Origin of the sequence: Kribbella sp. CCNWLW201, from assembly GCF_037203805.1 — a bacterium.
Taxonomy (GTDB): domain Bacteria; phylum Actinomycetota; class Actinomycetes; order Propionibacteriales; family Kribbellaceae; genus Kribbella.
The window spans coordinates 170,565-192,268 of sequence record NZ_JBBCBQ010000006.1; the positions used below are offsets into that span (position 1 = coordinate 170,565).

Here is a 21,704-nt window from a genome sequence, read left to right on the forward strand (position 1 = left end):
GGGTGGACCACACGGGTGAGGTGCGGACGATCGGTGCCGACCATGTCGCGCTGCGCGAGCAGGTCCTCGCGGAGCTCCGTCGGCGGATCGTTGACGGCGACTACGCGCAGGGCGAGCGACTGACCGAGACCCGGCTTGCCGACGACTTCGGGGTCTCCCGCAACCCGGTTCGCGAAGCGCTCCGCGTGGTCGAGGCGGAGGGCTTCGTCCAGATCCTGCCGCGCCGTGGTGCGGTGGTGGCGACTCTCGACGAGACCGCGGTGCGCGACCTGTTCGCCGTACGCGAGCAGCTGGAGACACTTGCCGCCGGGCTCGCGGCCGAGCGGGCGACGAAGAGGGATGTCGACCGGTTGCGCAGGCTGCTGGCGGACGCCAGCGCGGCGACCGAGGCCAAGGACTTCGACCGGGTCGCCGAGCTGAACAGCGCGTTCCATCGCGCGGTGATCGATGTCAGCGGCAACCGCTGGCTGCTGTCGATGTCGGCCGCGATGTACCACCACGTGCACTGGGTCTTCCGCGTCGGTGCCGCCCAGCGCGCACCGCATTCGTGGGAGGAACACATCCGCCTGGTCGACGCCATCGCCGCGGCAAACCCCAAGGCGGCCACGAAGGCAGCCCGCGAGCATGTCGAGGCCGCCGCAAAGGCAGCTCTGACTCAGCGGCCGACCGCGTAGCCCTGCATGCCACGCGGGTTCGCCGCCGCGGCCAGGACCCCGTCAGCCTCCTTGCGTACGGCGCACAAGCGGCCAAGGCTCCACGCATCGCCTTCGGTGACGACGTGCCCACGTCGTACCAACTCGTCCCGTACGGCGGCGCCCAGGCGGCTCTCCATCACCAGACCGCCCGGCTCAGTCGCGCGCGGGTAGAACGACGACGGGAAGCCGGTGGTGTGCCACGCCGGCGCGTCGATCGCCTCCTGCAGATCCATCCCGCTGCCCAGGTGACGCAGCAGGAAGAGCAACTGCCACTGGTCCTGCTGGTCGCCTCCCGGCGAACCGCAGGCCAGCACCGGCTCGCCATCACGCAGGACGAGGGTCGGGGTGAGCGTGGTCCGCGGCCGCATACCTGGCGTGAGCGACGACGCCAGCCCCTCTTCGAGCCAGAACATCTGCAGCCGGCTGCCGAGGCAGAACCCGAGCTCCGGGATCGTCGGCGACGACTGCAGCCAGCCACCGCTCGGCGTCGCGGAGATGACGTTGCCCCACCGGTCGATCACGTCGACATGGCAGGTGTCGCCACGGGTCACGCCCTCGGACGAGACCGTCGGTTCACCGGTCGACGCGTCGCCGAGATCCTTGCTGACGGCAATTGAGGGCAGGACTGGCCGGCGGCCGTCAGGCTGACCTGGGCGGAGCTCGAGCGACGCGTCCGGACCGATGAGCTTGGCCCGCTCGGCGGCGTACGCGGGGGAGAGCAGCGTCTTCAGCGGTACGTCGGCCCCATCGCCGTACCAGGCCTCGCGGTCGGCGTACGACAGCTTCATCACTTCAACCGTCGTGTGCACACCCTCGGCGCTGTCCAGGTCGACATCACCCAGCTCGGCCAGTACGGCGAGGGACTGCAGCAGCGCCGGCCCTTGGCCCCACGCTCCGGTCTTGGCGACCGTGTACCCGTTCCAGTCGAGGGTCGCCGGCTCTTCCCAGCTCGCCTCGAACGCAGCCAGGTCCGCACCGGTGATCAGCCCAGCGTGATCGCCGCCGCTGGAGTCCCGGTGCGGCAGCCGCGAGAACTTGTCGATCGCCTCCGCGACGAAGCCCTCACGCCAGGTCTTCCGCGCCCGTTCGACCTGTGCCTGCCGGTCGGCGCCGGCTGCCTCGGCCTCGGTCACCAGCCGCTCGAGTGTGGCGGCGTACGCCTCGTTGCGGAACATCCCGCTCGGCGGACGTCCGTCCTGCAACCACAGCGCCGCCGACGTCGGCCAATGCTCCTCGAACAGTTCCTGCACCGTGCCAACCGTGTCACCGACCCGTGGCACCAACGGGTGCCCATTACGCGCGTAGTCGATAGCAGGCTCGAGTACGACGCGCAGCGGCATGCTGCCGTGGTCACGCAGCAGGAGCAGCCATGCGTCCACAGCACCCGGCACAGCCGCAGCAAGCGGTCCCGAGCCGGGGATGAGCGACAGACCAAGTGAGCGGAAGTGTTCGATCGTCGCACCGGCCGGAGCGACGCCCTGACCGCACAGCACCCGAGGGGTGGGGTCTTTGGCGGTGGCTATGATCGCCGGCACCTCACCGCCTGGTCCGTTGAGGTGCGGCTCCACCACGTGCAGCACGAACCCAGCAGCCGCTGCGGCGTCGAAGGCGTTCCCGTCGAGCTCCAGGATCCGCATGGCCGACTGCGAGGCCAACCAGTGCGTGGACGAGACCATCCCGAACGTGCCGCGCAGCGTAGGCCGGGTGGTGAAAGTCATGAGGTCACTCCTTCGAGTGTGCGTACGTCGGGGCCGGTTCCGTCGTCGTTGACCAGATGACAGGCGACCTGGTGTCCACCTTCGCCGATCACTCGCTGCTCCGGTACGACTGTCCGGCATGTGTCGATCGCCACCGGGCACCTGGTGTGGAACCGGCAGCCAGGTGGTGGGTCGATGGCCGACGGCAGGTCGTCACCGAGTAGGACCGGCTTGCGTGCTCGCTGCTCGGTCGGGTCGGGGACAGGAGCCGCGGAGAGCAGCGCTTGGGTGTAGGGGTGAGCGGGTGCGCCGAAGATGCGTGCGCGCGGGCCTTGCTCGACCAGTTGGCCCAGGTACATCACCGCGACCTCGTCAGCCAGGTACTCGACGGCTGACAGGTCGTGCGTGATGAACAGACAGGCAAAGCCCAGGTCCCGTTGCAGGTCCGCCAGCAGGTTGAGCACTGCCGCCTGGACTGACACGTCGAGGGCGCTCGTCGGCTCGTCGGCAACGAGTAGACGCGGCTCTGAGATCAGAGCACGCGCAATGCTCACCCGCTGGCGTTGACCGCCGGACAGCTCGTGGGGTGAGCGCTGGGCGACCTCTGGGCGGAGCCCGACTCGGCGCAACGACTCGGACACCTTTCCTGAGATGTCCTTGCGGCGCATGAGGCGTAGCGGCTCGCCGACGATGTCTCCGACCGACAGCCGCGGGTCCAGTGAGCCAGCCGGGTCCTGGAACACGATGGACACGTCGCGACGGTGTGGACGCAGTTGCCGGCGGTTGAGGTGAGTGATGTCGGCATCGGCGAGCCGGATGGTCCCTCCGGTCGGCTCCAGCAACCGGACGATGCAACGACCGACCGTGGACTTGCCGGACCCGCTCTCACCGACCAGTGCAACCACAGACCCTTGCCGAATCCGCAGTGTCACCCCGTCCACGGCCCGGACCGGTCCGAAGTGCATGACGAGGTCTTCCACCTCCAGGGCCAGGGCATCCATCAGACCTCCACTGGTTCTCTGACCGGGTTCCAGCACGCGACTCGGTGCAGACCAGGTGTCAGCTGCGGTTGGGACGTCGTACAGGTGTCGACTGCTCTCGGGCAGCGGTCGGCGAAGGTGCAGGCGTCGGGTTGTTCGGAGAGGACCGGGACGAGGCCTGGGATCTCGTTGAGGCGGTGTGTCCCGGCGTGGCGGCCGGCAGCCGGTGATGCGCCCAGGAGTCCGGCTGTGTACGGGTGTTGTGGGTGAGCGAACAGGTCGTGGACCTCGGCAGTCTCGACGACCCGTCCGGCGTACATCACCGCTACCTGGTCAGCCAGATCAGCGACGACTCCCAGGTCGTGCGTGATCAGGACGATGCTCGTGCCGAGGCGTTCCCGCAGCTCCCGCAGTACGTCGAGAATGCCTGCCTGGATCGTGACGTCGAGCGCTGTGGTCGGCTCGTCGGCGATCAGGACTTTCGGGTCGCAGGCAACAGCCATCGCGATCATCACGCGTTGCCGCATCCCGCCGGACAGCTGGTGCGGATAATCGCCCACGCGACGCTCGGCAGACGGGATGCCGACCAGCTTGAGCAGCTCGATCGACCGGTCCCGGGCCGCCTGCCGGCTGAGACCGATGTGGGTCCGCAGGACCTCGCCGATCTGGTGGCCGACGGTGAAGACCGGGTTCAGCGATGTCATCGGCTCCTGGAAGATGTACGCCACCTCACGGCCGCGGATCGAGCGGAGCGTCCGCTTGTCGGCGCCGATCAGCTCGACGCCGTCGAGCTTCACCGACCCGTCGACGGTCGCGGTGCGGGGGAGCAGGCCGGCCAGGCTCATCGCGGTCACGCTCTTGCCGCAACCGGATTCGCCGACCACCGCGAGCACCTCGCTCTCACCGACCTGGAAGTTCACGTGGTCGACCGCGGACAGCATGCCGTCCTCGGTCCGGAAGGTGACGGAGAGGTCGTTCACCTCGAGCACAGTTCTCATCGTCGGCTCGCTTTCGGGTCGAGCGCGTCGCGCAGACTGTCGCCGACGATGTTGAACGCCAGCGTCAGCAGCATGATCGCGACGCCGGGCATCACCGCGGCCCAGGGTGCGCGGGCGGCGAATTGCTGTGCGTCGGACAGCATCGTGCCGAGACTCGGAGCCGGCGGCTGGATGCCGAGTCCGAGGAAGGACAACACCGCCTCACCGAGGATCGCGGCCGGGATCGCGACCGTCGCCTGGACGATGATCACCGATGCGGCGTTCGGCAGGATGTGCCGGCCGAGCACCCAGGCGTCGCTCGCGCCCTCGACGATCGCGGCCGCGACGAAGTCCAGCGACTTCAGCCGCAACGTCTCCGAGCGGACGATCCGGATCACACCGGGGATCTGCGCGATCCCGATCGCGATCGCCGCGTTGCCCAGGCTGGCCCCGCGGATCGCGGCCAGCCCGACCGCGAGGATCAGGAACGGGAACGCCAGCACCAGATCGGTGAATCGCGAGATCAACGCGTCGATGGCCCGGAAGTACCCGGCCATCAGCCCGAGCGGTACGCCGATCACCAGCGATGTGGCGACCGCGAGCACACCGACATGCAGCGAGGCTCGCAACCCGAACATGATCCGCGCGAGCACGTCACGACCGAGGTCGTCAGTGCCGAGCAGATAACCGGCCGTTCCAGGTGGAGCGAAAGCACGATCCAGATGCGTCTGCGTCGGCTCATGGGGCGCGAGCCAAGGCGCGAACACCGCGAGAATCACCGCGATCCCCAGTACGACGAGACCGGTGATCGCGAGCGGGTTGCGGAGCATCCGTCGTACGACCTTGCGGCGGTTGCTGCGCAGCGGCGTACCGGCGGTGACGGTGACGTCGGTGATGGCCATCAGGCGTCCCCTCGCACCCGGATGCGCGGATCGATGACCGAGTACAGCAGGTCGACGAGCAGGTTGATCAGGATGTACGCCGCCGCGGTGACCAGGACGACGGCCTGGATCACCGGGTAGTCGCGCTGGAAGACGGCGTCGACGGTCAGCTTGCCGAAGCCGGGCAGCGCGAAGATCCGTTCGGTGACGACGGCGCCGGAGATGAGCGCGCCGAGTTGCAGGCCGACGATCGTGATCACCACGATCAGGCTGTTGCGGAGAGCGTGCCGGCCGATCACCGCGCGGGGCGAGAGGCCTTTGGCTTCCGCCGTACGGATGTAGTCGGCGCTCAGCGCGTCCAGCATCGACGAACGGGTCTGCCGCATGATGACCGCGGCCAGGCCGGTGCCGAGGATGAACGCGGGCAGGATCAGGTGGTGCAGATTGTCGACCGGGTTGGTGAGGAACGGGACGAACCCGGACGCCGGGAACAGGCCGAGGGCGACGGACAGGTAGAGGATCGCCATCAGCCCGAGCCAGAAGTTCGGCACGGACAGGCCGAGCAGAGCCAGCGCGTTGGCGGCCCACTCGGCCGGTCGTCCCCGTCGTACGGCGGCGACAACGCCGGCTCCGACCCCGATCACGCTGGCGATCAGGATCGCCAGGATCGACAACTCGATCGTGACCGGCAAGGCGTTCGCGATCATCGTGGTGACCGACTCACCGGTCCGGATCGACTGACCCAGATCACCGCGGGCGGCGTGACTGACGAACTGCCAGAACTGCACCAGCAACGAGTCGTCCAGCCCGTACTGCTCGCGGATCGCCCGCAGCGACTCCGGATCCCGGTCCTCGCCGGCCAGCGCGAGGGCCGGATCACCCGGCAACGCGCGGACGCCGACGAAGACGACGATCGTTGCCAGGATCAACGTGACGATCGACTGCCACAACCGGCCGAGGAGATACCGCCTCACTGCGCGAACCCGGCGAAGGCCGCCCGGAGGACACCGTCGGGGTAGACCTGGATGCCGGACACCTTCTTCGAGACACCGGTCAGGTTGCGCTGCCGGTATAGGTAGATGAGCGGGTCGTCCTGCTGCAGTTTGGTCACCACGTCGCCGTACAGCTTGATCCGCTCGGCCTTGTCCGTCGACTGCCGCGCGTCGGTGAGCAGCTTGTCCACCTCGGCGTTGCTGTAGCCGGCCACGTTCTGGCTGCCCTCCGAGCCGACGAAGTTGTAGATGTTCGCATCCGGGTCGACCCGGCCGGACCAGCCGAGCTGGAGCAACTCGAAGTCACCACGGTCCTGCTGGTCGAGCAGCGAGGCGTACTCGACCGGCTTGATCACCAACTCGAACCCACCCTCCTTGACCATCGCCTGCAATGCCTGCGCGAGCCGGAGGCTGTCCGGGTTGTTCGAGGTGATCATCGTGACCTTGTACGGCGTTGTCGCGCCGGCCTCGGACAGCAGCTGCTTCGCCTTCGCCGGGTCGTGCGGCGGGCACACCTGGGCGGCGTCGGAGGTGAACTCGCTCTTCGGTGACACCGGCGAGCAGGCGACCGTGTTCAGCCCGTTGAAGATCGACTTCACCAGGGCCTCGCGGTCGATCGACAGTGCGAGCGCCTGCCGGACCTTCGGGTCCTTCGCGATCGGGGTGTCGAGTTGCTTGAGCGGATTACCGATGCCGTTCGCGTTGGCGATGTTGATCGTCAGGCCCTGGTACCCGAGCGACTGCGACTGCAGCACCGTCATCGTGCTGTCCTTCTGCAGCGAGGGCGCGTCCTGGGTCGACAAGGAGTCGGCGACCTGGGCGTCACCGGACTTCAAGTTGGCCGAGCGGATGCTCGAGTCGGTGATGATCCGGTACTCGATCGCATCCAGGTGGACCTTCGCGGCGTCGTAGTACAGGGGATCCTTGACCACCTTGATCGAGTTCTGTGCGACCCGGTTGGCGAACTTGAACGGGCCGACACAGACCGGCGCGGTGGAGAAGTTCGCGCCGAGCTTGGTCACCGCGGCCGGGCTGAGGACCATGCCGGCCCGGTCCGCCAGCGCGGCGGTCAGCGGGGCGAACGGCTTCGACAGCTTGATCACCACGGTGTTCGGGTCCGGCGTCTCGACCGCGCTGATCGGGCCGAGTTCGCTCTTGCGGCCGGAGCCGGCCAGCGTCAGGCCGCGCTCGATCGAGACCTTCACCGCGTTCGAGTCGAGGGTGCCGCCGTCGGCGAACTTCACCCCTTGGCGCAGCGGGATGGTCAGGCTGAGGCCGTCGGCCGCGATGGTCGGCAGCGCGGTCGCGAGCTGCGGCACGATCTTGGCGTCCGGGCCGAGGTCGTACAGCTTCTCGCACATGGTGTGGAAGACGTACCGCGAGTAGAGGCTGCGCGACAGCGTCGGGTCCAGCTTGTCCGGATCGGCGGACAACGCAACGGTCAGCGTGCCGCCCTGCTTCACCTTCGCCGGGTCCGCGGGGTCGCCGAACACGTCCTGCCCGGTGGCCTCCTGACTGCTGCCGCCCTCGATCCCGGCCGGCTCGACGGGGGAGCAGGCGGTGCCGATCAGGGCCAGCGCGATCACCCCGACAGCAGCTCGGACGTACTTCGAGCTAGAGCGGTTCAGTAGGAACGGAAGTCGACGAGTAGTCATCAGGTGCTCCTGGGTAGGCGGTCTCGTCGACTGTTTCATGTATACAAGGGACGTGCGCAAGTGATTCGGCGAGTTTGTGTGAACCTTTTACGACTCCACGCCGTACTCCGTTGTGAACGTTCAACTGCCGACCGCCATCGGGCCGCCGGAGACTGTCGCATGCCTCCGGCGGCCCGTGGGTCAGGCGTTCACCGGGTAGCGGAGATCACCCTTGGGCAACGGGTCGCCGGTGAGTGAGAGCGCCATCAGGTTCGGTCCGTCGAACTCCGGGTGATGGATGCCGAACTCGGTCGCCTGCCGGAATCCGAACCGCGGGTAGTACTCGGCATGCCCGAGCACGACCACGGACTGCTCACCACGATCACGCGCTGTGGCGAGCGCCGCTCGGACGGCCGCGCTACCCGCACCCTGACGCTGGTACGACGGCAGGACTGCGACCGGCCCGAGTGACAGAACCGGGGCGTCGCCGACGTGACAACGAGTGAGCAGGGCATGCGCGACGGGCTGATCGTCCACAGTCGCGACGAACGACAGACCGTCGATCCACGCGACCGGGTCGGCGCGCAGCGCGTCGAGGAAGTCGACCTCGAACTGCCGGCCGAACGCCTGCCGGGTCAGGCCACGGATGGTTTCGATGTCCGCGCTCGTCTCGGCGCGGGTCTTCCAGGTGGTGCTGGACAACGGAGAATCCCTTTCGGGCAAGGGGTTCCGCGTCAGGCGGAACCCGAGGTGAGGTGGATGACCGGAATGGCTGCCGCCCAGGCGACAGCGCCCGCTGACACGGTCATCAACCCACCTCCTCCGAAGTTCTTCGTCACCCTAGCTGGAGCGGTGGACCGGGTGCACCGGATTTACCAGTCCGTGGCCAGTGCGCCGAGCGGATCCGTGGTCGCCGGCGCGGCCGGCGTCCAGGTGTCGCCGATGAGCCGGTACGGGTGCCAGTGGCCCCGGTGATCCAGGCGCAGCTGGGTGTCCGCGCCCACGGTGATGCGGTTGTCGCGGATCTCGACAGCGAACTCCGCCGCGACCAGTTCGGTCCGGGCGCGAGCCAGCTCCGCGGGTGCCGGGGTCCAGGTGCGTTCGAGGACGTCGAGTCCGGGCGCGCCGCCGTACCGCCAGGCTTGGATGCCCAGGGCAAGGTCTCTGGTGTCGGCCAGTGATTCGCTGAGCTCGGGGAAGTCGGCGGCGAGGCGTACGGCGTCCTGCCACTCGTCGAGCGGTTGGGGCTCCGGCACGCCGTGGAGCAACGCGTTGAGGAGCGCCCGGGCTCGTCGGGATGCGTCGAGGACGAGCAGCGGGAGAGCCGCCGGGGCGAAGCCTTCTGGTGGCTCGATGCCGCTGACCGCGAGCTCGTCGAGGGTCACCTTTCCCGGCAGCTGAGGTACGTCGGGCAGGTCCGCGACCGACGTAGTCAGCACGTCGGCTGCCGACACCCCGGCCGATGCATCCGGCCCGATCGGCTCACCCGGCTCGGCAGCCGCTGAGCCCTCCCGGGCCTGTCGGCTCTGCAGTTGGTCGAGCAGGTCATCCCGCGAACGGCCGCGCAGCAGGAGCAGCACGAACGGGTCGGAGTCGAGCAGCCAGGCGACCTGGTAGCAGAGACCGGCAGCGTGCTGGCAGGGGAGCTCCCAGCCGTCACACGTGCACGTCGGATCGAGGTCGCCGATGCCCGGGAGCAGCGGGACGCCCGCGTCGGAGGCCGCCTCGACCAGGTCGTGCGGCATCTCCCCGTCGAGCAGCGCCGCGATGTGCCCGGCGCGCGCCGCGACCTGGTCGAGGAAGCGGCTCCACTCGTCCTCGCTCAGCTCATCGACGCGGACGACGGCTTCGTACGTGTCCTCGGGGGAGTAGACGGTCGCCGCGATCCGCCCGGGGCTGATCGTGATCGTCCCGACCTGCCCGGAGTTCGCGTACCGCCGTCCCTTCCGCAGCTGGTCATTGTCCAGCGACGTGTCCTCCAACGCCTGCACCCAGGCACGTGCCCACCACGATCGCCCGCGCGTGCTGCGTCGCTGGGCCTCGAACGCGGGGAACCCTTGCGCCTCAGTCATCGCAGACCACCCCGCAGCTCGACCAGATCGGCCAGCTCGGAGTCGGACAGCTCGGTCAGGGCCGCTTCGCCGCCGGCGAGCACGGCTTCGGCCAGTTGGCGTTTGCTGGCGAGCATGGCCGCGATGCGGTCCTCGATGGTGCCCTCGGCAATCAATCTGTGCACCTGGACCGGCCGAGTCTGGCCGATCCGGTACGCCCGGTCCGTCGCCTGATCCTCGACCGCCGGATTCCACCACCGGTCGTAGTGCACGACATGGTCCGCGCGGGTCAGGTTCAGCCCCGTCCCAGCCGCCTTCAGCGACAGCAGGAACACCGGTACGTCGCCGGCCTGGAACCGCTCGACCATCTCCTCACGCTTCGGCACCGGCGTACCGCCGTGTAGCAACTGCGTGCCGATCCCGCGCTCGGCCAGATGACGCTCGAGCAGCTTCGCCATCGCGACGTACTGCGTGAAGACGAGGACGGCGCCGTCCTCCGCGACGATCGTCTCCAGCAACTCGTCGAGCAGCTCGAGCTTGCCGGACCGCCCGGTCAGCCGCGCGGCCTCGCCTTCCTTCAGGTACTGCGCCGGATGGTTGCAGATCTGCTTCAGCCCGGTCAGCAGCTTCACGATCAGGCCACGCCGCGCCATCCGGTCGCTGGCCTTCACCTCGGCCATCAGCTCGCGAACCGTCGCCTCGTACAACACAGCCTGCTCGCGCGTGAGCGACACCGGCTGATCGGTCTCGGTCTTCGGCGGCAGCTCCGGAGCGATTCCAGGATCCGACTTGCGTCGCCGGAGCAGGAACGGCCTGACAAGTTTCGCCAACCGTTCCGCGACCTCTTCGTCCTTGTCCGCCTCGATCGGCGCCGCCCACTGGTTCCGGAAGTTCCCGAGCCGGCCGAGCAGGCCTGGGGTGGTCCAGTCGAGGATCGCCCAGAGCTCGGAGAGGTTGTTCTCCACCGGCGTACCGGTCAACGCCACTCGTGCCTGCGACGGCACGGTCCGCAACGCCTTCGCCGTACCGGATGACGGGTTCTTCACATGCTGAGCCTCATCCGCGACGACTAGCGCCCACCGATGAGCGGCCAGCCGTACGGCGTCCCGCCTGAGCGTCCCGTACGTCGTCAGCACGAACCCGTCCTCGGCGCCGTCGAGCGATCGCGCCGATCCGTGGAAGCGGCGTACCGGCGTGCCTGGAGCGAAGCGCTGGACCTCCCGCTCCCAGTTGCCGAGCAACGACGCCGGGCACACGACGAGTGTCGGACCCGCGGTCTCGTCTGAGGTCTGGCGGTGGAGGTGGAGTGAGATGAGGGTGATCGTCTTGCCGAGGCCCATGTCGTCGGCGAGGCAGCCGCCGAGACCGAGCGACGTCATCCGGGCCAGCCAGCGGAGGCCGCGGAGCTGGTAGTCGCGTAGCGTCGCCTGCAGGCCGGCGGGTGCGTCGATCGGTTCGTCGGCGCGGTCGGGGTCGGCGATCCTCGCGCGCAGATCCTCGAGCCACTGGGTCGGCTTCACCGCGATCTGGCGGCCGTCGATCTCGGTGGTGCCGGTGAGCGCCGCGCTGAGGGCGTCGATCGCGGTGACCGGTTTGAGGATCCGCTCCCGTGCCTTGCGGGCCAGGTCGGGATCGATCAGCATCCACTGGTCGCGCAGCCGGACCACCGGGCGGGTCGCCTCGGCCAACTGGTCCATCTCCGCCTCGGTCAGCGGGTCGTTGCCCAGCGCAACCTGCCAGCTGAAGTCCAGCGTCGAGTCACCGCCGAAGAAGCTGGGCAGATCGCTCGGCGGCCCGTCCGACGAGGTGATCGCCGCCCGCGCCTTGAGCGACCGCCCGAGACTCCGCGGCCAGTGCAGATCCACCCCGGCCGCCGTCAGCCGCTGCGCCCCACCTGCCAACAGCTCTGCGACCTCTTCGTCGGACAGCTCCATCCGATCCGGTACGGCGGACTCCAGCAGCCGACCCAACGGCTGCCAGACCCGCGCGGCCCGCCGAATCGCCAACGTCGCGTCGATCCGGGCCCGCGGCCCGAACCCGGCGATGTCCTCGGTCCACACGTCATCCGCGTCCCGGACCAGCGTCGGATCCTGCAGGCTGTGCAACTGGACAACGGCCCGGAACGCCATCGACTCGGGCAACTCGATCCGCAACGAGATCCGCACCCCGCTGTCGAGCCCCACCGACACCTCATCGGCCCACGACCGCAACCGCTCGGCCCGCTGAGGCGCAGCCGTGGTGAACAGGTTGGTCTTGTGTGCCTTGGCAGCCGCCGGAGACCGAGGCATCCCATCCGCCACCGCATCCACAAACGCCCGCACCAACTCCTCCGCCACCGGCAACCGCACACCCCCGGCGACCCCGCCCGACACGGCCCCCGTAACACCACCCACCCCAGCCCCGGCAACACCACCCGACGCGACCGCCGAGGGAACGGTCCCGACACCTGCTTCCAACGGAAGGGCTCGGGCGGTGGGTGGCATGGACTCCGCGAGTGCGAGGAGCCGGTTCACATCCTCGGTGTCGAGTGGGCCTACTCGCCAGGCGTCGTGGCCGTCGGGGGAGACGCCGGGAAGCAGCTTGCCGCGGGCAACCAGTTGGAGTGCGGCCAGCGAGGCGGCGCCCCAGAACGCAGCCGAGGCGTGCGCACCAGGTGTCTGGCGGGCGCGGCCGAGCACCGGGACGGCTTCCGCCACCGGGAGCTCGATCGCTCGCACCGACCTCAGCTCGGACTCGACGACCAGCTCGAGCTGTGCCTGCTCACCGACGCCGAGCGGAAGCTGCCCACCGTCCGGATCCCAGAACGCAACCCTGCCCTCCCGAGGTGGATCCGCCGGCTTGAACACCACCGCACACCCAGCCAGCGCCTGCTGCCCCGAACCCACCAACCTGAAGCCCTCCTAGCCAACCGCCACAACACCAACCAACTGCACCCGCCGGACCGCCACACCTCAGACCGTGAGCACCTCCGCGTCGGTCGGGCCAGCACCCGGCTGGTCGAACTGGGTCCGGTACAGCTCCTCGTAGCGACCACCCGCGGCCAACAGATCCGTGTGCGTACCCTGCTCGACGATCTGCCCGGCCTCGATCACGAGGATCTGGTCGGCGGCCCGGATCGTAGAGAGCCGGTGCGCGATGACAACCGCCGTACGGCCCTCCAGAGCCTCAGTCAGAGCAGCCTGGACCGCAGCCTCATTGGTCGAGTCCAACGCGGCAGTCGCCTCGTCGAGAATGACCACCCGCGGCTGAGCCAGCAGCAACCGGGCGATCGTCAGCCGCTGACGCTCACCACCCGACAACCGATAGCCACGCTCACCGACGACCGTGTCCAGCTCATCCGGCAGCGACCTGATCAAGTCACCCAGCCGTGCCCGTGTCAGCGCGTCCCACAGCTCGTCCTCGGTCGCTTCCGGCCGAGCCAGCAGCAGGTTCTCCCGGATGCTGTCGTGGAAGAGGTGGCCGTCCTGGGTGACCATGCCGAGCGTGTCCCGCAACGACTCCGCGCTGACGTCGCGTACGTCGACGCCGGCCAACTTCACCGAGCCCGAGTCAACGTCGTACAGGCGGGGGATGAGCTGGGCGATCGTCGACTTGCCGGCCCCGGACGAGCCGACCAGCGCGACCATCTGCCCCGGCTCGGCGCGGAACGAGACGTCGTGCAGCACCTCGACGCCACCCCGGGTGTCGAGTTTCGCGACCTCCTCCAGCGAGGCCAGGGAGACCTTGTCCGCCGACGGGTAGGCGAACCTCACGTGCGAGAACTCGACCGACACCGGACCCGCCGGCACCTTGCCCGCGTCCGGCTTGTCCTTGATCAGCGGCTCGAGATCCAGCACCTCGAAGACCCGCTCGAAGCTGACCAGCGCCGTCATCACCTCGAGCCGCGCACTGGCCAGCGCGGTCAGCGGTGAGTAGAGCCGGGTGAGCAGCAGCGCCATCGCGACGACGGCACCCGCGTCGAGTTGGTCGCGCAGCGCGTAGAACCCGCCCAGCCCGTAGACCACAGCCAGTGCAAGCGCCGACACGAGCGTCAGCGAGGTGACGAACACCCACTGCACCATCGCCGTCCGCACGCCGATGTCCCGCACCCGCCGGGCCCGGACCGCGAACTCCGCCGACTCACGCGCCGGCCGGCCGAACAGCTTCACCAGCGTCGCGCCCGGCGCTGAGAACCGCTCGGTCATCTGCGTACTCATGGTCGCGTTGTAGTCCGCCGCCTCTCGCTCCAGCGCGGCCAGCCGGTTCCCGATCCGGCGCGCCGGGATGACGAAGATCGGCAGGATCACCAGCGCGAGCAGAGTGATCTGCCACGAAACCCCCAGCATCACGACCAGGGTCAGCGCCAGCATGACCAAGTTGCTGACCACGCCCGACAGCGTGTCGCTGAAGGCTCGCTGCGCGCCGATGACGTCGTTGTTCAGCCGGGAGACCAGCGCGCCGGTCCGGGTCCGGGTGAAGAAGGCGATCGGCATCCGCTGGATGTGGTCGAACACCGCGGTCCGCAGATCGAGGATCAGCCCCTCGCCGATCCCGGCCGACAGCCACCGGGTGAGCAACCCGAGCCCGGCTTCCGCGACCGCGATCACCGCGATCAGTACGGCGAGCTGCAAGACCGTGCTGAACGGTTTGGAGCCGACGATCGCGTCGACCACCCGCCCGGCGAGCACCGGCGTCGCGACCGCGAGGACCGCGGCGCCGACGCTGAGCGCGAGGAATGCGATCAGCGCCCGCCGGTGCGGTCGCGCGAAGGCAAGGATGCGCTTCAGGGTCGCTTTCGAGAACGGCCGCTTCTCATCTTGTCTGTGCATCGCGTGGTACATCGACGTCCACGCGGTCATTTCCATACTCACGGCGAGACTCCGGCAGCTCGGTTGTTCAGGAAGTACCGATGATCGCTGAGATCACCGACAGTTTCCGACCGTAGAACCTCAACAATCCTTGAGGTCAACCTCATATCCCACCCCGACCTAACTGAGTACACTGTACGAAGTAACCGAACGAGTGTAGCCACTCGGAGGGAACCGCGCACATGAATAAGGAGTACAGCGGTAGCGGCGATCCCGCGAAGAGCCTGGAGTTGCTGTGGCGCCGGCGGCCGGAGCCGACGCGTGGGCCCAAGCCGGCGCTCACGGTCGAGGGGATCGTCGAGGCCGCGCTGCGGATCGCCGATGCCGAGGGGATCGCCGGGATGTCGATGCGCCGGGTGGCCGACGAGCTCGGCGCCGGCGCGATGACGCTGTACCGCTATTTCCCCGGCAAGGCCGAGCTCCTCGACGTCATGCTCGACACCGTGTACGGCGAATTGCCGCGACGCGAGGTGGACGGCGACTGGCGGGCCAAGCTCGACGAGGTCGCCCGGGAGAACCGTGAGCTGTACTTACGCCACCCGTGGATGCTCCAGGTCGCGATCAGCCGCCCGCCGCTCGGGCCGAACGTGATGGCGAAGTACGAGTACGAGCTGGCTGCCGTCGAGGGCATCGGGCTGACGGACATCGAGATGGACGACACCGTCGCCTTGGTGAACGGCTACGTACATGGAGCCGTACGCACCGCTGTGGAGGCGCGGCAGGTGATCCAGCGGTCGGGGATGACCGACAAGGAGTGGTGGCTGGCTCACGTCCCGCATCTGGACCAGATCGGCGACACGAAGAACTACCCGCTCGCGTCGCGGGTCGGGACGGCGGTCGGGAATGAGTTCGACGCGCCGTACGACTCCGATCATGCGTTCGAATACGGTCTGGAACGGGTCCTGGACGGCGTATCCGCGCTGGTGGAGAAACGGTCGAGACCGAAACCGTAAACCCAGTTGTGAGTGAGTACTCACTCAGTTAATCTCGATCCGTGACTCCACGAGCGACCCCACTACCTCCCGACGAACGACGCGCGGCCATCGTCAAGGCCGCCCTGCCGTTGCTGGAGGAGTTCGGCAACGAGGTGAGCACCAAGCAGATCGCCGAGGCGGCCGGGATCGCCGAGGGCACCATCTTCCGCGCCTTCGGCAGCAAGGACGCTCTGGTCGACGCGGCCCTGGCCACTGCCTTCGACGCCACCGAGCTGATCCGGGCGCTCGAGCATGTCGACCGTTCGCTGCCGTTGCGGGAGCGGACGATCGCCGCGGTCGACATCGGCCAGAAGCGGCTCAAGGGCGTCTTCAAGCTGATGTTCGCGCTGCGGATGCGCCGACCGCCCGAACTGAAGTCCACACCGATGGACGAAGCGCACCGCAAGCGGCAGTCCGATCTGGCCAATCTCGCCTTCGCGGACCTGCTCCGGCCGGACGCCGACCAGTTGCGCTTCTCGCCCGAGGAGGTCGTCCGCCGGATCGGGATGATCACCTTCTCGGCCACCCACCCAATGATTTCCGGCGGCCAGGTGCTGACCGCCGAGGAGATCGTCGACTTCGCCTTCGACGGTGTCCGCCAGCACGACACAGGTCAGCAACCGACCGCCGAGCAGATCGCCGAGTTCGCCCTCGACGGTCCTCGCACCAACGACTCTGGGGATGTCTGATGCTACTGAAGATCTTGCGTACGCATTTGCGGCCGTACGCGGGAAACCTGTCTCTGGTGGTCGTCCTGCAGTTGATCGGGACGATCGCCTCCCTCTACCTGCCCAGCCTGAACGCCGACATCATCGACAACGGCGTGGCCAAGGGCGACACCGGCTACATCATGGAAACCGGCGGCTGGATGCTCGGCGTCAGCCTGGCCCAGATCCTCTGCACAGTCGTCGCCGTCTACTTCGGTGCCAAGACGGCCGCGCTGTTCGGCCGCGACGTCCGGGCCGCGGTCTTCCACCGGGTCGGGGAGTTCTCCGCCCGTGAGGTGAACCAGTTCGGCGCACCGACGCTGATCTCCCGCAGCACCAACGACGTCACCCAGATCCAGATGCTGGTGGTCACCACCTGCACGATGCTGGTGGCCGCACCGATCACGATGGTTGGCGGTGTGGTGATGGCGGTCCGCGAGGACGTAGGCCTGTCCTGGCTGGTGGCCGTCGCCGTACCGTTGCTGGCGGCATCGATCGGCGCCATCGCCAGCCGGATGGTCCCGCAGTTCCGCAAGATGCAGAAGAACATCGACGGGGTGAACCGGGTGCTGCGCGAGCAGATCACCGGGATCCGGGTGGTCCGGGCCTTCGTCCGCGAACCGCACGAGGTGGAGCGCTTCGGCGAGGCCAACCAGAACCTGACCGACACCGCGGTCCGGGCCGGCCGGCTGATGGCGCTGGTCTTCCCGGTCGTGATGCTGATCCTGAACCTGTCCAGCGTGGCGGTGCTGTGGTTCGGCGCGTCCCGGGTGGAGAACGGGACGATGGAGGTCGGCGCGCTGACCGCCTTCCTCAGCTACCTGATCCAGATCCTGTTCTCGGTGATGATGGCGACGTTCGTGATGATCATGGTGCCGCGGGCCTCGGTCTGCGCGGACCGGATCTCCGAGGTGCTCGACACCGAGTCCTCGGTCCGGCCGCCGGTCACCCCGATCCGGACCTTCACCGGTCGCGGTCAACTCGTGTTCGAGAACGCGTCGTTCCAGTACCCGGGTGCGGCCGAGCCGGTCCTGCGGGACATCAGCTTCGTCGCGTCGCCGGGCCAGACCACGGCGATCATCGGCAGCACCGGCGCCGGCAAGACGACTCTGCTGTCGCTGGTTCCCCGGTTGTTCGACGCGACCGCGGGCCGGGTGCTCGTCGACGGGATCGACGTCCGGGAGATCGAGCCCGAGGCCCTGTGGGAACGCATCGGCCTGGTGCCACAACGCCCGTACCTGTTCTCCGGAACGATCGCCAGCAACCTGCGGTACGGCAACCCGGATGCGACCGACGACGAACTGTGGGAGGCGCTCGAGATTGCCCAAGGCAAGGACTTCGTCGAGGCGATGCCGGAGGGGCTGAACTCGCCGATCGCTCAGGGCGGTACCAATGTGTCCGGCGGTCAGCGGCAACGGCTCGCGATCGCCCGGGCGCTGGTCCGCAAGCCGGAGATCTACCTGTTCGACGACTCGTTCTCGGCACTCGACCTGTCCACTGACGCCCGGCTCCGGGCGGCGTTGCGACCGGTGACGGCGGACGCATGTGTGGTGATCGTCGCGCAGCGGGTGTCGACCATCGTCGACGCTCACCAGATCGTGGTGATCGAGGACGGCGCGATCGTCGGCAAGGGCACCCATCAGGAGTTGCTCGACAGTTGCCCGACGTACGTCGAAATCGTCGAGTCCCAGCGTTCCGCGGAGGAGGCGGCATGACTGACGTCAAGGAATCGCCCGCCGCTTCCGACGGTGAGGGCCAGGGGCCGGCGACCGTGAAGGCGACCGAGCGGCCGACCACCGGCCGGGCGTTCGGGCCGCCCGGTGGGATCCCGGGGGACAAGTCGATGAACTTCGTCCCGTCCGCCAAGCGGCTGCTCCGCCGGCTGCGCCCGCACCGGGTGCAGGTGTCCGGTGTCATCCTGCTCGCGATCTTCAGCGTCGGACTGTCGGTCCTCGGTCCGAAGATCCTCGGTAAGGCGACCGACATCATCTTCGCCGGCGCGATCGGCAAGCGGCTGCCCAGCGGCCTGAGCAAGGAGCAGGTGATCGAGCAGACCCGAGCCTCCGGCAACGGCCGGCTCGCCGACCTGCTGCAGGGGATCGACCTGATCCCGGGCGTCGGCATCGACTTCGATGCCCTGCGCAACGTCCTGCTCCTGGTCCTGGGCCTGTACGCCGGTGCGTTCCTGCTGTCCTGGATGCAGGGTTACATCCTGAACGGCATCGTCCAGCAGACCATCTTCGATCTGCGGTCCGAGGTGGAGGACAAGCTCAACCGGCTGCCGCTGAGCTACTTCGACGGCGCACCGCGCGGTGAGCTGCTGAGCCGGGTGACCAACGACATCGACAACATCTCGACCAGCCTGCAGCAGACCCTGAGCCAGTTGCTCACCTCGCTGCTGACGGTGATCGGCGTGATCACGATGATGTTCGTCGTCTCGCCGCTGCTGGCGCTGATCGCCCTCGTCACCATCCCGATCTCGATGGTGGTGACCGCGGTGATCGCCAAACGGTCGCAGGCCCGGTTCGTCGCGCAATGGCGTCATACCGGTGCACTGAACGGCCAGATCGAGGAAGCGTTCACCGGGCACGAGCTGGTGAAGGTGTTCGGCCGGCAGAAGGAGATCGAGGCGGACTTCGCCAAGAAGAACGAGGAGCTGTACCAGGCCGCGTTCGGGGCGCAGTTCATCTCCGGCCTGATCATGCCGCTGATGATGTTCATCGGGAACGTCAACTACGTGGTGATCGCGGTGGTCGGCGGTCTGCGGGTCGCCTCCGGCACGATGTCGCTCGGTGACGTCCAGGCGTTCATCCAGTACTCGCGCCAGTTCACCCAGCCGCTCACCCAGGTCGCCTCGATGGCGAACCTGCTGCAGTCCGGCGTGGCCTCGGCCGAGCGGGTGTTCGAGGTGCTGGACGCCAAGGAGCAGGTGCCGGACGACGCGACACCGGAGAAGGTGACGGACGCCCGCGGGCGGGTCGAGTTCGAGCACGTGTCGTTCTCGTACGACCCGGACAAGCCGCTGATCACCGACCTGAGCCTGGTCGCCGAACCCGGTCAGACGGTCGCGATCGTCGGTCCGACCGGCGCCGGCAAGACCACGCTGGTCAACCTGGTGATGCGGTTCTACGAGCTGAACGGCGGCCGGATCACCCTCGACGGCGTCGACATCACCGAGCTGACCCGGCACGACCTGCGGTCGCGGATCGGGATGGTGCTGCAGGACACCTGGCTGTTCGGCGGCACGATCCGGGACAACATCCTGTACGGCAACCTCGGTGCGACCGAGGAGGACATGCTCGCCGCGGCCAAGGCGACGTACGTGGACCGCTTCGTCCACAGCCTGCCGGACGGGTACGACACGGTGATCGACGAGGAGGGCAGCAACGTCAGCGCCGGCGAGAAGCAGCTGCTGACCATCGCCCGAGCCTTCCTGGCCGATCCCCAGCTGCTCATCCTGGACGAGGCGACCAGCTCGGTCGACACCCGCACCGAGGTCCTGGTGCAACGCGCGATGGCCGCCCTGCGCTCCGACCGGACCAGCTTCGTCATCGCCCACCGCCTCTCCACGATCCGCGACGCAGACCTGATCCTGGTCATGGAGAACGGCTCGATCGTCGAACAGGGCAACCACCAGCAACTGCTCGCAGCCAACGGCGCCTACGCCCGCCTCTACAACGCACAGTTCAGCGGCGCCGTAGTAGACATCGACGAAGAAGCAGCAGCCATCACCACCCCAGCCGGAGCCCCCGCTGCCCGCGCCTGACAGAAAGGGGACGCCCACCCGGGCGTCCCCTTCCCCCGACGGTCCCCTGTGGATAACTCCCGATGCGTCGTCGTCGAATATGAGCTACTTGACGCATGCCGCCCGAACCCGATCAGACCGCCCGTAGGCGGGGTGCCGAGGCCGCGCGCCGAGTCGCCACGAGGCTGGGGATCGCCGACGACCGCGACATCCAGACACTGCACGACGCCTACCTCGTCGCGTATGAGTTTCCGGCGCCGCTGATGATCAGAGTCGCCGACGACATGCTCGCCGACCTACGTGCTGATGTCGGCTCGCGCCGTACCAGCCGCGTCGTGGCACTCGGACGTGACGGACACAGCCTCGCGATCGCGATGGCCAGGCTCGACCGCCAGTTTGTCCGGCGGCACGTCTCGAACCTCGTCTTGTCCAGGGCACTTGTCGAGAACGCGCTCCAGGATCTGGAGAACCACCAGGGCCTGGAGTTCCCCCAGGTCCACGGCTATCGGCGCGTGGCGCCCCGGGTCGATCCCGCGGATACGATCGGTGGATTCCGGGTCCTCAGCGACTATCTGCAGGCGCACCAGGTGCCGGTCGGCCGACCGCAGAGCCGAGTCACGGTCTTCGACACCAGCTTCAAGGGCACCGTGCAGGAACTTCTCGCGGCGGTATACCCGGAAACGGCCTTCACGGGAAGGTACGCGTTCCTCGGCGAATCACCTCACGATCCCCATCCAGGCAGCAAGAAGGGGTACGAGGTTCATCTTGCCGCCTCCGAGTCGCGGCAAGGCCGACCGTTCTATGCCTTACCTGCCGAGGAGTCGAGAACCTTCGCGCATCAGCTCGCGATCAACAGTGTCGAGGAGTTGCTCGACGGTCCGATGACGAGTCCGGTGCGGATTGGCGCCGACGGTCCGGCGCAGACCGGTCAGCGCAACGAGCCGGCCCTGCTCGTGGGCCTGAGCCAAGGGCGCGTCTCACCGCGGCTTCGGCAGCTGCGGGTACGCGAAGGTGTGAAGGTAGTGAATCTCCTTGCGGTCGCGGATCGCGCACAGCACGCAGCATCGCTACGGGACTCAGGCGGGGACTATCGCTCACACCTGGAGGTCGGTGCCCGGCGATTCCGCGCCGAGATTCGAGCATGGATCGGTGGCGGCGAGACCGATCCCCGGCTCAAGGAGTTTCTCGACTCCTTCGTCCACAGGACTGACAAGCAACACGCGGAGCTCCTCCAACGAACGCTGGAGAAAGCACGGGTGCCTGCGAGCGACAGCGCTCCGATCTGGGCTGCCTATGACCGTTGTGGCAGCGACGACGACAAGAGGGTGTTCGTACAGAATGTTCTCAGCTCAACACAAGTAGGCGGAGGTATGGATGGGTGGCGGGCGGCGGGAAGAGGAGGCGACCAGCGACTGGTTGGCGCTCGTTGGACTGGGCGAGAGTCACGAGGAGTTCGGCGAGGTTGCTGACTCGCTGACTTCGGCCGGGCCGCCGCCGGCGGTGGGCCGAGCGCCGATCACACGT

At 68.0% G+C, this 21,704-nt stretch carries 16 protein-coding genes; 6 read left to right on the forward strand and 10 right to left on the reverse strand.

Translation table 11 applies throughout. From position 1 onward, the window contains the following. Positions 1-2: 2 nt before the first annotated feature. Entirely contained in the window at positions 3-674 is a 672-nt protein-coding gene (locus V9K99_RS24880) for a GntR family transcriptional regulator (protein WP_337004333.1), read from the forward strand. Here the strand turns inward: V9K99_RS24880 and V9K99_RS24885 are convergent. The 10 genes from V9K99_RS24885 to V9K99_RS24930 all read right to left on the reverse strand — a co-directional run bounded on the left by V9K99_RS24885 (position 656) and on the right by V9K99_RS24930 (position 14,745). After that, positions 656-2,413, reverse strand: coding sequence for a gamma-glutamyltransferase family protein (locus V9K99_RS24885; protein ID WP_337004334.1), 1,758 nt, complete (start codon positions 2,411-2,413; stop codon positions 656-658). The genes V9K99_RS24880 and V9K99_RS24885 overlap by 19 nt on opposite strands. Continuing rightward, entirely contained in the window at positions 2,410-3,393 is a 984-nt protein-coding gene (locus tag V9K99_RS24890; RefSeq protein ID WP_337004335.1) for an ABC transporter ATP-binding protein, read from the reverse strand. Before V9K99_RS24890 ends, V9K99_RS24885 begins: the two co-directional genes overlap by 4 nt. Further along, positions 3,393-4,370: an ABC transporter ATP-binding protein gene (locus V9K99_RS24895; RefSeq protein WP_337004337.1), complete on the reverse strand. Its 978-nt coding sequence runs from the start codon at positions 4,368-4,370 to the stop codon at positions 3,393-3,395. The genes V9K99_RS24890 and V9K99_RS24895 overlap by 1 nt, the downstream gene beginning before the upstream one ends. After that, complete coding sequence (locus V9K99_RS24900) at positions 4,367-5,251, reverse strand: ABC transporter permease (protein ID WP_337004339.1); 885 nt, start codon at positions 5,249-5,251, stop codon at positions 4,367-4,369. Before V9K99_RS24900 ends, V9K99_RS24895 begins: the two co-directional genes overlap by 4 nt. Further along, positions 5,251-6,204: an ABC transporter permease gene (locus V9K99_RS24905; RefSeq protein ID WP_337004341.1), complete on the reverse strand. Its 954-nt coding sequence runs from the start codon at positions 6,202-6,204 to the stop codon at positions 5,251-5,253. The genes V9K99_RS24900 and V9K99_RS24905 overlap by 1 nt, the downstream gene beginning before the upstream one ends. Further along, the gene (locus V9K99_RS24910; protein WP_337004343.1) at positions 6,201-7,877 is read right to left on the reverse strand and encodes an ABC transporter substrate-binding protein; all 1,677 of its coding nucleotides are present in this window, start codon (positions 7,875-7,877) and stop codon (positions 6,201-6,203) included. The genes V9K99_RS24905 and V9K99_RS24910 overlap by 4 nt, the downstream gene beginning before the upstream one ends. A 180-nt stretch (positions 7,878-8,057) precedes the next feature. Beyond that, entirely contained in the window at positions 8,058-8,558 is a 501-nt protein-coding gene (locus tag V9K99_RS24915) for a GNAT family N-acetyltransferase (protein ID WP_337004345.1), read from the reverse strand. A gap of 170 nt (positions 8,559-8,728) precedes the next feature. After that, positions 8,729-9,928: an SWIM zinc finger family protein gene (locus V9K99_RS24920; RefSeq protein ID WP_337004347.1), complete on the reverse strand. Its 1,200-nt coding sequence runs from the start codon at positions 9,926-9,928 to the stop codon at positions 8,729-8,731. Continuing rightward, the gene (locus V9K99_RS24925) at positions 9,925-12,792 is read right to left on the reverse strand and encodes a DEAD/DEAH box helicase (RefSeq protein WP_337004349.1); all 2,868 of its coding nucleotides are present in this window, start codon (positions 12,790-12,792) and stop codon (positions 9,925-9,927) included. The genes V9K99_RS24920 and V9K99_RS24925 overlap by 4 nt, the downstream gene beginning before the upstream one ends. A gap of 66 nt (positions 12,793-12,858) precedes the next feature. After that, a complete protein-coding gene (locus V9K99_RS24930) occupies positions 12,859-14,745 on the reverse strand; it encodes an ABC transporter ATP-binding protein (protein ID WP_337004914.1) in 1,887 nt (628 codons plus the stop codon). Positions 14,746-14,936: 191 nt separating this feature from the next. Between V9K99_RS24930 and V9K99_RS24935 the strand changes: the two genes are divergently transcribed. The 5 genes from V9K99_RS24935 (at position 14,937) to V9K99_RS24955 (ending at position 21,649) form a co-directional block, all read left to right on the forward strand. After that, positions 14,937-15,707 (forward strand): TetR/AcrR family transcriptional regulator, encoded by a 771-nt coding sequence (locus V9K99_RS24935; RefSeq protein WP_337004351.1) that lies wholly within the window; start codon positions 14,937-14,939, stop codon positions 15,705-15,707. A 41-nt stretch (positions 15,708-15,748) separates the two neighbouring features. Next, complete coding sequence (locus V9K99_RS24940) at positions 15,749-16,417, forward strand: TetR/AcrR family transcriptional regulator (RefSeq protein ID WP_337004353.1); 669 nt, start codon at positions 15,749-15,751, stop codon at positions 16,415-16,417. Next, on the forward strand, positions 16,417-18,150 hold the full coding sequence (locus V9K99_RS24945) for an ABC transporter ATP-binding protein (protein WP_337004356.1): 1,734 nt from the start codon (positions 16,417-16,419) through the stop codon (positions 18,148-18,150). Before V9K99_RS24940 ends, V9K99_RS24945 begins: the two co-directional genes overlap by 1 nt. Then, the gene (locus V9K99_RS24950; protein WP_442914732.1) at positions 18,147-20,201 is read left to right on the forward strand and encodes an ABC transporter ATP-binding protein; all 2,055 of its coding nucleotides are present in this window, start codon (positions 18,147-18,149) and stop codon (positions 20,199-20,201) included. The genes V9K99_RS24945 and V9K99_RS24950 overlap by 4 nt, the downstream gene beginning before the upstream one ends. A 95-nt stretch (positions 20,202-20,296) precedes the next feature. Next, on the forward strand, positions 20,297-21,649 hold the full coding sequence (locus tag V9K99_RS24955) for a hypothetical protein (RefSeq protein WP_337323627.1): 1,353 nt from the start codon (positions 20,297-20,299) through the stop codon (positions 21,647-21,649). Positions 21,650-21,704 lie beyond the last annotated feature (55 nt).